The organism is Variovorax sp. GW458-11-26-14-LB1 (genome assembly GCF_059423965.1).
On the sequence record NZ_JBWKYW010000001.1, the window covers coordinates 144,093 to 159,368 of the forward strand.

Annotated in this window: 10 protein-coding genes and 1 pseudogene; 3 read left to right on the forward strand and 8 right to left on the reverse strand. The window is 70.2% G+C overall.

The genetic code is table 11. The features are described 5' to 3' along the window. Positions 1–74: 74 nt before the first annotated feature. A complete protein-coding gene (locus AC07YS_RS00650; RefSeq protein ID WP_495267200.1) occupies positions 75–1,436 on the reverse strand; it encodes a homoserine dehydrogenase in 1,362 nt (453 codons plus the stop codon). Positions 1,437–1,755: 319 nt separating this feature from the next. On the opposite strand from AC07YS_RS00650, the gene AC07YS_RS00655 reads away from it, so the two are divergent. The 3 genes from AC07YS_RS00655 to AC07YS_RS00665 are packed head-to-tail and all read left to right on the forward strand — an operon-like array spanning position 1,756 to position 7,421. After that, positions 1,756–4,449, forward strand: coding sequence for a bifunctional acetate--CoA ligase family protein/GNAT family N-acetyltransferase (locus tag AC07YS_RS00655; RefSeq protein WP_062472839.1), 2,694 nt, complete (start codon positions 1,756–1,758; stop codon positions 4,447–4,449). A gap of 60 nt (positions 4,450–4,509) precedes the next feature. Continuing rightward, positions 4,510–5,523, forward strand: a complete 1,014-nt coding sequence (locus AC07YS_RS00660) for an Lnb N-terminal periplasmic domain-containing protein (RefSeq protein WP_495267201.1) — start codon at positions 4,510–4,512, stop codon at positions 5,521–5,523. Beyond that, positions 5,520–7,421, forward strand: a complete 1,902-nt coding sequence (locus AC07YS_RS00665; protein ID WP_495267202.1) for an esterase/lipase family protein — start codon at positions 5,520–5,522, stop codon at positions 7,419–7,421. Before AC07YS_RS00660 ends, AC07YS_RS00665 begins: the two co-directional genes overlap by 4 nt. A gap of 7 nt (positions 7,422–7,428) precedes the next feature. Here the strand turns inward: AC07YS_RS00665 and AC07YS_RS00670 are convergent, their stop codons facing one another. The 7 genes and pseudogenes from AC07YS_RS00670 to AC07YS_RS00700 form a co-directional block, all read right to left on the reverse strand. Continuing rightward, positions 7,429–9,189 carry a dipeptide ABC transporter ATP-binding protein gene (locus AC07YS_RS00670; protein WP_495267203.1) on the reverse strand — a complete coding sequence of 587 codons (1,761 nt, stop codon included), beginning with the start codon at positions 9,187–9,189 and terminating at the stop codon, positions 7,429–7,431. After that, positions 9,186–10,127, reverse strand: coding sequence for an ABC transporter permease (locus AC07YS_RS00675; protein WP_495267204.1), 942 nt, complete (start codon positions 10,125–10,127; stop codon positions 9,186–9,188). Before AC07YS_RS00675 ends, AC07YS_RS00670 begins: the two co-directional genes overlap by 4 nt. Before the next feature lie 20 nt (positions 10,128–10,147). After that, positions 10,148–11,113 carry an ABC transporter permease gene (locus tag AC07YS_RS00680; protein WP_070060589.1) on the reverse strand — a complete coding sequence of 322 codons (966 nt, stop codon included), beginning with the start codon at positions 11,111–11,113 and terminating at the stop codon, positions 10,148–10,150. A gap of 21 nt (positions 11,114–11,134) precedes the next feature. Next, positions 11,135–11,986: an ABC transporter substrate-binding protein gene (locus tag AC07YS_RS00685; protein ID WP_495275699.1), complete on the reverse strand. Its 852-nt coding sequence runs from the start codon at positions 11,984–11,986 to the stop codon at positions 11,135–11,137. A gap of 91 nt (positions 11,987–12,077) precedes the next feature. Further along, positions 12,078–12,743 (reverse strand): annotated as a pseudogene (locus AC07YS_RS00690) (ABC transporter substrate-binding protein); the annotation flags it as partial. Positions 12,744–12,907: 164 nt separating this feature from the next. Next, positions 12,908–14,119, reverse strand: coding sequence for a YeeE/YedE family protein (locus AC07YS_RS00695; protein WP_495267206.1), 1,212 nt, complete (start codon positions 14,117–14,119; stop codon positions 12,908–12,910). A 127-nt stretch (positions 14,120–14,246) separates the two neighbouring features. Further along, the gene (locus tag AC07YS_RS00700; protein WP_062472823.1) at positions 14,247–15,197 is read right to left on the reverse strand and encodes a sulfurtransferase; all 951 of its coding nucleotides are present in this window, start codon (positions 15,195–15,197) and stop codon (positions 14,247–14,249) included. Positions 15,198–15,276: the final 79 nt, after the last annotated feature.

Sequence of the window (15,276 nt, forward strand, 5' to 3'; positions counted from 1 at the left end):
GAGCACTGCGGGCCATCCTCGCAGCGGCGCATGTCAGTCCGATTGAAAATCCTCGGGAGTTCGGTGACAGCGTCTCAGTCGTCGAGGGTTTCGACGCGCAGTGCGATCACCGGGCCAGCCACGAACGGGCTCGTCTGCAATGCGTGCAAGGCGAGATCGACCGCGCTTTGCAACGCCGATTCCGTGATCACCAGCACCTGCGGCGCCGCGTCCGCCGGCCCGTTCGCCAGCACCAGCTGCCGCACCGGCAGCCGCTGCGCGGCCAGCAGGTCGGCCACGGCCGCGATGTCGGTCGCCGCCTGCACCGGCACGCGCAGGTAGTGCGCGCTGCGCACGGCCGCGCGCGGCAGCACCGGCAGTTCGCGCACCGCATGCGCATGAAAGCCCGTGTGCGGCACGCGCTGGCCGGCGTGGGTGCCGTCCAGGCGCGCCACGTCGACCAGGTCGGCGATCACGGCCGAGGCGGTCTGCTCCGAGCCGGCGCCCGCGCCGTAGTACATCGTGACGCCCGCCGCGTCGCCCTTGACCATGATGCCGTTCATCGAGCCGTTCACCTGCGCGAGCAGGTGCGTCGCAGGCACCAGCGCGGGTTGCACGCGCAGCTCCACGCCCTCTTCACGTCGGCGCGCCACGCCCAGCAGCTTGACGCGAAAGCCCAGCTGCTCGGCGCAGGCCACGTCAACACGTTGCAGCGCGGTGATGCCCTCGACCTGCGCATCGGCAAAGCGCACCGGCATGCCGAAGGCGTTGGCGGCCAGCAGCGCGGTCTTGTGGGCGGCGTCGACGCCCTCGATGTCGAAGGCCGGATCGGCCTCGGCATAGCCCAGCGCCTGGGCCTGCGCGAGCGCGTCGCCGAAGTCCAGGCCCTCGTCGCGCATCTTGCTCAGGATGAAGTTGGTGGTGCCGTTGACGATGCCCGCCACCCATTCGATGCGGTTGGCCGTGAGGCCCTCGCGCAGCGCTTTCACGATGGGGATGCTCACCGCCACCGCGCCCTCGTACATCACGGCCACGCCGTGCGCGCTGGCGGCGGCGAAAATCTCGGGGCCGTGCACGGCCAGCAGCGCCTTGTTGGCCGTGACCACGTGCTTGCCGTGCGCAATGGCCGCCAGCACCCAGTCGCGCGCCGGGCCGGTGCCGCCGGCCACCTCGACCACCACGTCGACATCGGGGTCGGTGGCCACCTGCATCGGGTCGGCCGTGAGCGCCACGCCCTCGCCCACGATGCCTTGGGCCCGCGCGAGATTGCGCGCCGCCACCACCGTCACCTCGATGCCGCGCCCGGCGCGGGCGGCGATGAGGTCCTGGTTGCGGGCCAGCACGCGGAAGGTGCCCGTGCCCACGGTGCCGATGCCGATCATGCCGACGCGCAAGGGGCGAATGGCCGCAGGATGGCTGGGCTGGGGCAGGAAGGACGAGACGGGATCGCGGTACATGGGCTTCTCCAAACAACGAACGAACAGGACAAAAACAAAAAAACCCAGCTGCCAGCTGGGTTTCGTTCATTCGGGAGAAGAGACACCAGGTGGCTGCCGGAGCGGCCACCCTGCGCGTGCTCAGGGGGCCGCGGCGGTCATGGTGGTAATCATTCGTGCATTCACTGCGTCGCTCGTTCGCACGCAGGCGGCGAACGGCATCGTGCGGCCGACAACGGCGGCGCTGGATGCTGCAACGGGGGAAAGTGAAAGGCACGACATGAGCCGGCGAGTGTACACGCGGTGCTTGCGGCACGCCCCGATCCGGGCAAACTAGGGCATGGACAAGCATTTCCTGACCCCCCTGTTCGCCCCGGCGTCGATCGTGGCCTTCGTCGGCCAGCCCAGCGATCCGGGGGGCCAGACCGCCCTGGGCCGCACGCTGCGCGAAGCCTTCCGGGCCGACCGCTTCGACGGCACGCTGCGCTTTCTGGACGTGCGCACCCAGGGCACGCTCGAAGAGCTGGCGCAGACGCATGCCGACCTGGCGCTGATCGCGCTGGCGCCGCACGACGTGGCGGCCGCCCTCGAGATCGCGGGCCGCATCGGCTGCAAGGCCGCGGTGGTCATCTCCACCGGCATCGCCGCCGAGCAGGCCGCGCAGTGGCGCAAGATCGCGCGCCGCGAAGGCGTGCACCTGCTGGGCCCGAATTCGCTGGGCTTCCAGCGCCCGCCGCTGCACCTGAACGCCAGCGTGGCCGGCCCGCTCGCGCGCACCGGGCCGCTGGCGCTGGTGTCGCAGTCGGGTGCGCTCACGGCCTCGATGCTCGACTGGGCGCGGCAGAACGGCGTGGGCTTTTCGAGCGTGGTGTCGCTCGGGCCGCACACCTCGGTCGACATTCCGCAGGTGCTCGACTTCCTGGCCAACGATTCGAGCACGCACAGCATCATCGTGTACCTCGAGGGCATTGCCGATGCGCGCCGCTTCATGAGCGCGCTGCGCTCGGCCTCGCACGCCAAGCCGGTGGTGGTGCTCAAGGCGGGCCGCAAGCCGGCCGGCAACGAGGCCGCGCAGACGCACAGCGCGGCCATCGTGGGCAGCGACGACGTGTTCGACGCCGCCCTGCGCCGCGCGGGCGCGGTGCGGGTGCGCTCCTTCGTCGAGCTGTTCTCGGCCGCCAAGTGCCTGGCCTCGCGCTACCGGCCGGTGGGCAAGCGGCTGGCCGTGGTCACCAACGGCGGCGGCCCCGGCGTGCTCGCGGCCGACTGGATCAACGAGATCGGCCTGGACCTGGGCCGCCTCTCGGCGCCCGCACAGCGGTCGCTGCAACCGTCGCTGCCGGCGCTCGCATCGCTCACCGACCTCATCGACCTGTCGGAAGACGCCACGCCCGCGCACTTTCGCGCCGCCATCGACACCGCCTCGGCCGACAGCCAGATCGACGGCGTGCTCGCCATCTTCTCGCCCAAGGCCGGCGTCGACGCGGCCGCCACGGCGCGCGCGCTGGCCGACATTCCGCGCCCCATGCCCAAGCCGCTCCTGTCGTGCTGGATGGGCGATGCCTCGGTGGGCAATGCGCGGGCCGTGCTGGCCGAGGCCACCATTCCCAGCTTTCGCACGCCCGAGGCGGCCGTGGGCGCCTTCGGCAACATCGCGGCCTTCTACCAGAACCAGCAGCTGCTGCAGCAGACGCCACCGCCGCTGTCGGCGCTGGCCAAGCCCGACATCGACGGCGCGCGCCTGCTCATCGAGAGCGTGCTGGCCGAGCGGCGCAAGGTGCTGACCGAGATGGAGTCGAAGTCGCTGCTGTCGTGCTTCCACATCCCGATCACGCGCACCCTGCTCGCGCGCAGCGCCAACGAGGCCATGATGATCGCCACGCAGCTGGGCTTTCCGGTGGCGCTGAAGATCGACTCGCCCGACATCTCGCACAAGTCCGACGTCGAGGGCGTGGCGCTGAACGTGATGAACGGCACCAGCGCGCGCGACACCTACCTGGAGATGATGGAGCGCGTGGCGCGCCTGGCGCCCGACGCCCGCATCAACGGCGTGACCGTGCAGAAGATGGTGCGCGCGCGGCGCGGGCGCGAAATCTACGTGGGCCTGGTCACCGACCAGCCCTTCGGCCCGGTGATCGTCTTCGGCGCCGGCGGCACCATGATCGAGCTCATGAACGACCGCGCGATGGAGCTGCCGCCGCTGAACCAGTTCCTGGCGCGCCACCTCATCGAGCGCTCGCGCGTGGCCGAGACGCTGGGCGAATGGCGCGGCGCCAACGCGGTGAACATGGAGGCCATCGAGGACGTGCTGCTGCGCGTGTCCGAAATGGTGTGCGAGCTGCCCGAGCTGCGCGAGATGGACATCAACCCCATCATCGTGGACGAGCACGGCGCGGTGTCGGTCGATGCGCGCATCGTGGTCGACAGCAGCACGCAGGCCGTGGCGGGCCCGGTGGGCAACGGCTACCAGCACCTGGCCATCATGCCGTACCCCGCGCGCTACCGGCGCGAATGGCCGCTGCCCGGTGGCGGCGCGTACGTCGTGCGGCCGGTGCATCCGAACGACGCGCAGATGCTGCAGGCGCTGGTGCAGGGCCTGTCGCCCGAGAGCCGCTGGTTCCGCTTTGTCTCGCGCTTCCACGAGCTGCCGCCGTCGATGCTGTCGCGCTTCACGCTGATCGACTACGACCGCGAGATGGCGCTGGTCGCCACCGTGATGGAACGCAGCACCGCGCCCGACGGCAGCATCCTCGAGAGCGAGCGCATCGTGGGCGTGTCGCGCTACATCACCAACCCCGACCAGACCAGCTGCGAGTTCTCGCTCGTGGTGGCCGACGAGTTCAGCGGCAAGGGCATCGGCTCGCGCCTCATGGAAAGCATCATCGACGTGGCGCGCGACCGTGGCCTTTCGGAAATGGACGGGCTGGTGCTGGCCGGCAACCCCGACATGCTCAAGCTGGTGCGCCGGCTGGGTTTCTCGGTGAAGTCCTTCCCCGAGGACCCGGACTTCAAGCTGGTGACCTATCCGCTGTAGCCCGACGGCGGCGGCTGCAACTCGACGAGAATCGGCCGCCCTCCACCTCCGCGTTTCTTCATGCTCCGAATCCTCCTGCGCTCCCTCGGCCGTCTGCTGGTGAGCTTCGCCGTGCTGCTGTCGGCCGCCTGGGCCTGCGCGGCCCTCTGGTATCAGCTGCCCGCGACGCTGCCGCTCAAGGTCGGCGCGATGGTGCTGTGGGGCCTCTTCGGCCTGGCGGCGATCGTGCTGCTGTGGCGCGGCAAGGCCGGCCGCTCGCTGCTGGCCTACGCCATCGGCTTCGTCGTGCTGCTCGAATGGTGGGGCACCATCGCGCCCTCTCAGCATCGCGAATGGGCCGACGACGTGGCCCGCCACCTGAAGCCGCGCGTCGAAGGCAGCGTGGTCACGATGGAGAACGTGCGCAACTTCGACTGGCGCAGCGACACCGACTACACCGTGCGCTGGGACACGCGCCGCTACGACCTGGACCGCCTGCGCTCGGTCGACGTGTCGCTGTCCTACTGGACCGGCCCGGCCATCGCCCACACGCTGGTGTCCTTCGGCTTCGACGACGGCCAGTTCGTCACTTTTTCCATCGAGATCCGCAAGGAGCGCGGCGAGAGCTTCTCGTCCGTGGGCGGTTTCTTCAAGCAGTTCGAGAACAGCCTCGTGGCCGCCGACGAGCACGACATCCTGCGCGTGCGCACCAACGTGCGCGGCGAAGACGTCTACATGTACCGCGTGCACCTGCCGCAGGCCGAGATGCGTTCGCTGTTCCTGGGCTACGTCGGCGAGGCCAATGCGCTGACGCGCGCGCCGAGCTTCTACAACACGCTCACGGCCAACTGCACGACCATCGTCTACAGCCTCGCCAGGCACGTCGTGCCCGGCCTGCCGATGGACTACCGCCTGCTGGCCTCGGGCTACCTGCCCGAGTACCTGCACGACGTGGGCGGCCTGACGCCGGGGCTGAGCATGGAGGCGCTGCGCGCCGGCGGCCGCATCACCGACCGGGCCATCGCCACCGACCAGCAGCCCGGCGTGAACTTCTCGCAGGCGATCCGCAACGGCCTGCCGGGCGTGGCGCCATGAGGCGCATCGGCTTCCTCCCCGCCCTGCTGCTGGCGCTGTCGCTGCTCACCGGCTGCGCCGGCGTCACGGTCGGCACCATCTCGCCGGCCGACTACCTGGCGCAGCGGCGCGGTGACGTGCTCACCACCGGCCAGCTCAGCAGTTCCGCGCAAGAGGTGCTGCGCGTCATCGGCTCCGACGCCGACCAGTGCCGCAAGGACGGCCGCGCCTGCCGCCAGAACCTCGCCACCTCCGCCGGCCTGAGCGACGAGCAACGCATGTCGGCGCTGTCCGAGGTGTGGCTGCAGCTCGCGCTGGCGGGCGGCGACGGCGGCTCGGCCGCGCAGCCCATGGCGCCCGAGGCCATCGAGGCCTGGCTCGAAACCGCGCGCCACGCCTACGCCTACCTGTTCCACACGGCGCGCAAGCCGCGCGACCGCGCCTTCGAAGACCGCCAGACGCAGGTGCGCGACTACTACAACTACGCCGTGCAGCGCGCCATCACCGGCCTGTTCAGCCGCTACCGCAAGAGCGGCATGTCGGTGGTCGCCATTCCGCAGGTGAGCGGCTGGCGCATCGACGCCGACCTGTCGGCGCTGCAGTTCGCGCCCGACGCGCCCCCGCCCAAAGAGCTGATTCCCGCCGCCTCGCTGACCTTCTCGGGCCTGCGCAACATCTACCGCCGCGACGGCTTCGGCGCCGAATTGGTCGCCGCGGGCGACGACCGCCCGACCGCGGCGCAGGCCGACGAAGACGCTCCGCCCTTCAGCGAGACGCCCTTCCCCGCCCTCACCGCGCTGCTGCAGTTCGACGGCGCCACCTTGCAGGACGTGCTGGCCACGCGCACGCTGCGCATCGCCGTGTTCGACCCTTACCGCACCAGCACGATCCGGCTGGCCGGCGAAGAGATTCCGCTGGCCGCCAACTTCACCTCGGGCTACGGCCTGTGGCTGGCGCGCTCCGACTTCGCGTTGCAGGCGCTGCGCAGCCTGTTCGGCGGCGCCGAGGGCCTGACCCGGCCGCACATCTACCTGATGCAGCCCTACGACCCGAAGCGCCGCACCATCGTCATGCTGCACGGCCTGGCCAGCAGCCCCGAGGCCTGGATCAACGTGGCGAACGAAGTGCTCGGCGACGAGACGCTGCGCCGCCGCTACCAGATCTGGCAGGTGTACTACCCCACGAATGCGCCGCTGCCGCTGAACAACCTGGCCATCCGCGAAGCCATCACGCAGACCTTGGCGCACTTCGATCCGCAGGGCCGCGCCGAGGCCTCGCGCAACGTCACGCTCATCGGCCACAGCATGGGCGGCGTGCTGTCGCGCCTGCTGGTGTCGTCGTCGGGCGACGTGCTGTGGGACGCGCTGCGCGAGGGCTACCCCATGCCGGCCGCGCAGCGCCGCCGCATCGAGGAAGGGCTGGGGCCCTACCTTCGCTTCGAGCCGCTGCCCCAGGTCAGCGACGCCATCTTCATCGCGTCGCCGCACCGCGGCACCTCGTTCGCCAACAAGCGCATCTCGCGCTGGGTGGCCAACCTCATCACGCTGCCGGTGGCCATGCTGGGTCAGCTCAACGACATCTCGCGTGAGCTGATGCGCGTGGCGCCCAGTTCGCAGGACATGGGCCCGCTGCGCATTCCCAACAGCATCGACAACCTCAGCGACCGCGATGCCTTCGTGCGCCTGTCGTCCGGGTTGCCGCTGAGCCCGAAGGTGCGCTACCACTCGATCATCGGCAACGACACGCCCGGCCTGCCGTTGGCCGAGTCGAGCGACGGCATCGTGCCCTACACCAGCGCGCACCTCGACGGCGCGGTGTCGGAGCTGGTGATCCCGTCGGCGCACAGCGTGCAGGAGCACCCGCTGGCGATCCTGGAGATCCGGCGCATCCTGCGCGAACAGCTGCAGCGCGTGCCCTGAGGGCACTTCAGGCCGTGGCGAGCACGGCCACGGCTGGTGCATGCCGCATGTCGGGAATCGCTGCCATCAGCGCCTGCGTGTAGGCGTGCTTCGGCGCATCGAGCACCTCGCCCGCGCTGCCCTGCTCCACCAGCCGCCCGCGCTGCATCACGCCTACGTCGTCGCACATGTGGCGGATCACCGCGAGGTTGTGGCTGATCAGCAGGTAGGTCAGACCGAACTCGTCCTGCAGGTCGCGCATGAGGTTCAGCACCTGGGCCTGTACCGAGACGTCGAGCGACGAGGTCGGTTCGTCGCAGACGATGAACTCGGGCTGGCTGGCCAAGGCCCGCGCGATGGCGATGCGCTGGCGCTGGCCGCCCGAGAACTGGTGCGGGTAACGCCGCCCGTCGTCGGGCGACATGCGCACGCGGCGCAGCGCCTGGGCGACGCGCTCGGCGGTTTCGTCGGCACTGGCCGCCAGGCCCAGCACCTCGACCGGCTCGGCGATGAGCCGGTCCACGCGCCAGCGCGGGTTGAGGCTGGCATGCGGGTCCTGGAAGATCATCTGGAAGCGCCGGCGCAGCGCGGCCGTCTGCGCGGCGTCGCCCCAGCGGTCGATGCCGTCGAAATGCACGCTGCCGGCCGTGGGCCGCGTGAGGCCGGCGATCATGCGCGCCACGGTCGACTTGCCCGAACCCGATTCGCCGACCAGCCCGAAGGTGCGGCCGCGCGCGATGTCGAAGCTCACACCGTCGACCGCGTGCAGCACCTTCTTCGGCTGGCGCGCGAGCGTACGCACGAGCCAGCCGGCCGAGAGATCGAACGCGCGCGACAGGCCCTGCACGCGGATCAGCGGAGTGCCGTCGGCCGGCGGCGCCACGGTCTCGGCCTGCGCGGGCGGCAACGCGGCGGCCTCGGCGATGTCCGCGCCGATCTCCGGCACCGGCAGCCGATGCAGCCTGTCGTGCACCGAAGGAATCGCGGCCATCAACGCCCGCGTGTACGGCTCGCGCGGGCGGTCGAGCACCTGGCGCACCGGACCGGTCTCGAGCACGCGGCCCTGGTACATCACCATCACGCGGTCGGCCGCCTCGGCGATCACGCCCATGTCGTGCGTGATGAGCATCGCCGCCGTGCCACGCTCACGGCAGACGCGCCGGAACACGCGGATCACCTGCGCCTGCACCGACACGTCGAGCGCGGTGGTGGGCTCGTCGGCAATCAGCAGCTGCGGCTCGGCGCACAGCGCGAGCGCAATCGCCACGCGCTGGCGCATGCCGCCCGAGAACTGGTGCGGGTACTGGTCGATGCGGCTTTCGGGATCGGGAATCTCCACGTCGGCCAGCAGCGCCAGCGCGCGCCGGCGTGCCTCCTGCTCGCTCACGGGCAGGTGCGTGCGGATGGTTTCGATGAGGTGCCGGCCGATCGGGTAGACCGGGTTCAGGCTGGTCAGCGGGTCCTGGAACACGCTGCCGATGCGGCGCCCGCGCACGCGGCGCATGTCCTCGCCGCGCAGCGTGTCGATGCGTTCGCCGTGCAGCTCGACCGTGCCGCCCGCGATACGCCCCGGCGGCGGCACCAGCCCGATGACGGCCGCGCCGACCATCGACTTGCCCGCGCCCGACTCGCCGACCACGCCCAGGATTTCTCCCGGCGCGATCTCGAAGGAGACGCCATCGAGCACCTGCACCGTGCCCCGGTGCGTGTCGAAGGCCACGTCGAGCCCGCGCACGCGCAGCACGGGCGTTTCGCCGCGGGGCGATGGCGAGGGGTCGCGCGCGCTCATTGCAGCCTCGGGTTCAAGGCGTCGCGCAGCCAGTCGCCCGCCAGGTTGACCGACAGCGCCAGCGCCAGCAGCACCAGCGCCGGAAACAGCAGGATCCACCACTCGCCCGAGAACAGGAAGCCCTGCCCGATGCGGATCAGCGTGCCCAGCGACGGCTGCGTGGGCGGCAGGCCCACGCCCAGGTACGACAGCGTCGACTCCGCCACGATGGCCAGCGCGAAGCTGATGGTGGCAATCACGAGCACCGGCGCCAGCAGGTTCGGCAGGATGTGCCGCACCAATATGCCGGTGTGCGAGCGGCCGATGATCTGCGCGGCGGCCACGTAGTCCTTGTGCTTTTCGAGCATCACCGCGCCGCGCACCGTGCGCGCGTACTGCACCCACTCCGACAGGCCGATGGCCGCCACGATCACGTACACCGCCATGTCGTCGCGGTAGCCCGCGGGCAGCAAGCCGCGTGCGATGCCGAAGATCAGCAGCGCCACCAGCAGCACCGGAAAGGTCAGCTGCACATCGGCCACGCGCATCACCAGCGTGTCGAACCAGCCGCCCGCATAGCCGGCCGCCAGCCCGAGCGGCACGCCGATGGCCAGCGACAACCCGACCGCGCTCACGCCCACGAGCAGCGACATGCGCAGCCCGTAGAGGATGGCCGAGAACACGTCGCGCCCCTGGTCGTCGGCGCCCAACGGATAGAAGGCGCCCGAGGCGCCCTGCTGCCCCGGCGGCGTGAAGGCGTCGATCAGGTCGAGCACCGCCGGATCGAAGGGGTCTTGCCGCGCGATCCACGGCGCGAACAGCGAGGCCAGGGCAACCAGCAGCAGCACGAAGGCGGCCAGCTGCACGGTACGCGAGCGTGCAAACGCGCGCAGCACGGGCGACTCGGCGTTGCGCCAGCGGCGCGGCGCGGGGGCGCCGGTCGGGGAAGGAAACGTCATTCGGAAAAGCAAGAAAGGAGTCAGGCGCGTCGCAGGCGCGGATCGACCAGCACGTACAGCAGGTCAACGATGAAATTGATCGCCACGTACAGCAGCGCGATCAGCAGCAGGTAGGCCGCCACCACCGGCACGTCCACCCCCTGGATCGAGGTGATGAACAGCAGGCCCACGCCCGGCCACTGGAACACCGTCTCGGTGACGATGGCAAAGGCGACCAGCGAGCCGATCTGCAGCCCGGTGATGGTGATGACCGGGATCAGCGTGTTGCGCAGCGCGTGGCCGTAGTTCAGGTCGCGCTCGCGCAGCCCGCGCGCGCGGCCGAAGCGGATGTAGTCGGCGCGCAGCACCTCCAGCATCTCGGCGCGCACCAGCCGCATGATCAGCGTCAGCTTGTACAGGCCCAGCGTCAGCGCGGGCATCAGCAGCGAGGCCCAGCCCGAGGCCGTGAGCAGCCCGGTGCTCCAGCCGCCCAACTGCACCGTGTCGCCGCGCCCGAACGACGGCAGCCAGCGCAGCTCGACCGCGAACAGGTAGATGAGCCCGATGCCGATCAGGAAGGTGGGCAGCGACACGCCGACCAGCGACACCGCCATGACCGCGCGGCTGGCCACGCTGTCGCGCCGGATCGCGGTGTACACGCCCAGCGCCACGCCGCCTGCCACCGCCAGCACGGCCGCCACCAGCGCCAGCTCCAGCGTGGCCGGCAGCCGCTCGGCGATGAGCTCGACCACCGGCCGCTTGAGCCGGTACGACACACCCAGGTCACCCTGCAGCGCGTGGCCCACGTAGCGCAGGTACTGCACCGGCACCGGGCGGTCGAAGCCCAGCTCGGCCGTCAGCGCGGCGCGTTCTTCCAGCGTGGCGTCTTCGCCGAGCAGGCTGATGGTCGGGTCACCGATGTGGCGGAACACCAGGAAGGACACGAACGACACCGCCAGCAGCACCAGCACGGACTGGCCGAGCCGGCGCAAGAGATGAACCCACATGGTGTGCGTGCGTGTGTGTGCTTAGGGCTTCGCCACCTTCACATTCTTGAAGAACACGCTGCCGTCGGGGCTGACGGGAATGTCCAGCTTCGGGGTCGAGGCGAAGTTGAGCACCTGGTCATGCAGCGCGATGTAGATGCGCTCCTTCTGCACCGTCTGCCAGATGCTTTTGATGGTGGCGTCGCGTTTCGCCTTGTCGCTCTCGGCGGCCAGCGACGCGATCTGCGCGTCGACCTCGGCGTTGCTGTAGCCGGTGGCGTTGGTCGGGCCGCGGCCGTCCTTGCCGCGCGTGTGCACCAGATAGTCGAAGATGTAGGCCGAGTCGTAGGTCGGCACGCCCCAGCCGAACAGGTAGAAATCGGTGTCGGCCGAGTTGATGGCGGTGCTGTGCAGCGCGATCGGACGCGCCGCCACCGTGGTCTTGATGCCGATGCGCCCGAGGAAGCCCGACACCGCCGTGCTGATGGCCTCGTCGTTCACGTAGCGGTCGTTCGGCGTGTGCAGCGTGATCGCAAAGCCGTTCGGGTAGCCGGCCTCGGCCAGCAGTTTCTTCGCCTGCGCGGCGTTGGCCTTCGGGTAGGCCGCGAAGCCCTTCTCGTAGCCGTGCACGAACGGCGGCGCGATGATGCCCGAGGGGGTCGACAGCCCGCGCATCACCGCCGCCTTGATCGCGTCGCGGTCGATCGCCAGGCCGATGGCCTCGCGCACCTTCGGGTCGGCCAGCGGGTTTTTGCCCTTCACGTCGGCGTACTTGAGCTCCTTCGCGCCCACGTTCAGGCCCAGGAAGATCGAGCGGTTCTCGGGCCCTTCGGTCACGCGCAGGCGCTTGTCGGCTTTGAGCCGGCCCACGTCCTGCGCCGGCAGGTCCTGCACGAAATCGACTTCGCCCGACAGCAGCGCGGCCCCCCGCGTGGGCCGCGCCCGCGCGGGGGGCCGGCGACTTGATCGGCACGTAGACCAGCTCGGTCACGTCCAGCGGAAACTGGCCGCGGCCCCAGTACTGCGGAAACTGCTTGAGCACCGTGCGCGCATCGACCTCGCGCGAGGCCAGCACGTACGGGCCGGTGCCGTTCTCGTTGCGGGTGGCGAAGTTCTCGGTCTTGCTGGCCACGTCCTGCGACTGCTCGGCCTTGTTCGCCTTGGCCCAGGCCTCGTTGAGGATGAAAAGGTTCGTGAGGTTGTTCGGGAAGATCAGGTTCGGGCCCTTGGTCCTGACCTGCACCGTGAGCGGATCGACCTTCTTCACCTCGGCCACCGACGACAGCAGCGACTTCAGCGCCGAGCTCGGCGCCTGCGCGCGCTGCAGCGAGAACACCACGTCGTCGGCCGTGAGCAGCGCGCCGTCATGGAACTTGACGCCGGGACGCAGCTTGAACTCCCACACCGTCGGGTCGGCCGTGAGCTTCCACGAGGTGGCCAGCGCGGGCTGCAACTTGCTGTCGGCGCCGCGCAGGATCAGCGGTTCGTAGATCTGGTGCAGCAGCCCGAAGTTGGTGCCGGTGTTGACCGCATGCGGGTCGAGCGTGGCGGGGTCGGCGCTGCGCGCCCAGCGCACGGTTTCGGCGGCGGCAACAGGCGCCTGCAGCAGGCCGGCGGCCAGCAGGGCCGCGGTCAGGAGTGGTCGGAGCATGGAATCCCTCGGGTGTTCTTTGGAAGAGAAGACAGGCGGACGACCGCGCGGGGCCGCGTCGTCCTGTGCCTGTGCGTGAGGGACTGTGCCCTGCCCCACGCCGCTCCGAAAGAAGGACTCCGCATATGGAAATGCGGTGTCTGCCGCGCGGCGATGAACGGCGATCACGCCCTTACGGCGAGACGCTTCAATCGCAGCCCGCCCCACACCGCCAGCAGCACGCTCGCGCCGAACACCCACCCCGACAGAGCACCGGCCATCGTGCCCGACAGCAGGTTGCCCACCGTGCAACCCAGCCCGGTCATCGCGCCCCACCCCAGCAGCACGCCGCCGCTGAGGCCGCGCACCACCTGCGCCACGCTCGGCCACGCGGGTTTGAACTGCCCGCTCGCGAGCGCCGCAGCCAACGCGCCGGCCACCAGGCCGCCGACCAGCAGCGCGTTGGGCGTCTGCCAGAGGCTTTCGACCACCGCCGTGACGCAGCCGCCGAAACCGTCGAGCCCGTCCAGGCGCTGCGGCAGCAGGCCGTGCGCGTTGCCGAAGTCACGCGCGGCGCTGCCCAACGCGGCGGTGACGCCAAGGGGACGCAGCCGCAGCACCACGACCACGGCGATCGCGCCGACCGCGAGGCCGCCCCACGCATACGGCCAGCGCCCATGCAGCAGCCGGCGCGCGGCGTCGATGAAGCGGCGCGGCGTGGGCAAGGCAGCCTCACCCGCCGGCAGCTTTCGCCAGAGCCAGGCCGCGAGCGCTGCGAGCACCGCCAGCTGCAACGCGGCCGAGCCCGCATAGCCCAGGTGATGCGGCAGCCACACGATGGGCGCGGTGGCGATGGTGGCGCTGTAGAGCCAGTTCCAGCTGGCGAACCCCAACAGGAATCCCGCGCCAGCGCCGAGCAGCGCAAAGGGCGCAGTCGGCGAGCCTTCGCCCAGCCGGTACCAGTGCGCGCTGATGCAAGAGCCCGACACCACCATGCCCGCGCCGAAGGCCAGCCCCGCGAGCACCAGGGCGCCGCTGACCGGCCCGATGTGCGCATCGGGCGGCAATCGCCCCGGCTGCGGCACGGGCAGCCAGCCCGTCATGACGACGTGCATGCCCACGGTGCCGACCGCCAGCGCGGCCACGATGGCCAGCAGGCCGCGTGCGTCGCCGCCTTCGAAGTAGTCGCGCGCATGGCAATAGAAGCAGAAGCGCGAGCGCTGCAGCACCACGCCGAGCACCGCGCCCAACCCGAGCGCGAACGCTAGCGCACGGCCGCCGCTGCGCTCGCCCAGCAGGTGCACGCCGGCGCCGACCAGCAGCAACACCACGACCGCAGCGGCTAGGCCTGTGCGAGAAAGCGGCGCAGGCGCCGCATGGATTGACGAAGCAGACATGCCTCGGTCCCTCTTTTTTGGGTCCAAAAAAAAGCGAGCCCGAGGGCTCGCCCAATGTCGCTCATCAGAGAGGCCGCGAGGTCCCTCCAACGCCGACTCACCTCGAACTCATCTCACCTCAACTCAATCATTTGGACGCCCACACCGTGCCCGCCGGGTTGTTGACCGGCACGCCGACGGCGTTGCCGTACTCGGTCCACGAGCCGTCGTAGTTGCGCACGTTCTTGTAGCCCAGGATCTTGTGCAGCGCGAACCAGGTGTGGCTCGAGCGTTCGCCGATGCGGCAGTAGGTGATGGCCGGCTTGCTGCCGTCGATGCCCACGGCCGCGTAGATCGCCTTCAGCTCGGCGGCCGACTTGAAGGTGCCGTCTTCGTTCACCGCGCGGCCCCAGGGCACGTTGGCCGCGCCGGGCACGTGGCCCGCGCGCACCGCCAGTTCGGCGGCGCCGGCCGGCGCGAAGATCTTGCCGCTGTACTCGTCGGCCGAGCGGATGTCGACCAGCTTCGCGTCGGAGCGGCCCTCGGCCACGGCCAGCACGTCGGCCAGCCGCGCGCGCAGCTGCGGGTTGGGCTGCGTCACCTTGAAGCGCGTGGCGACATGCTCGGGCGCGCGGTTGTCGAGCACGCGGTTCTCGGCCTCCCACTTCTTGCGCCCGCCGTCGAGCAGCTTCACGTTCTGCACGCCGTACTGGTCGAACACCCAGGCGCCCCAGGCGGCGAACCAGTTGTTGGTGTCGCCGTAGAGGATCACGGTGGTGTCCTTGTCGACACCGGCCGCCGACAGCAGCTTCTCGAACTCCGCCTGGCTCACGATGTCGCGGCGCACGCGGTCGTTGAGGTCGTTGTGCCACGAGAAATTCACCGCGCCCGGAATGTGGCCGCGCTCGTACAGGCCCGGGTTCACGCTGACCTCGATCACGCGCAACTTCGGGTTGCGCAGGTTCTTCTCGAGCCAGTCGGTGGAGACCAGCGGACCGCTGCCGTCGGCCGAGGCCTGCGCGAAGGCCGACGGTGCGGTGGCCAGGAAGGTCAGCGTGGCGAGGGACGCGGCGCGCCACCATCTGCTGAAGATCGACATGCGGGACTCCTTGTGTTGAATGGAAGACATCAGAAACAGATCAGAGCGAACTCTAGGCAGGCCACCCGCGATCACCAAC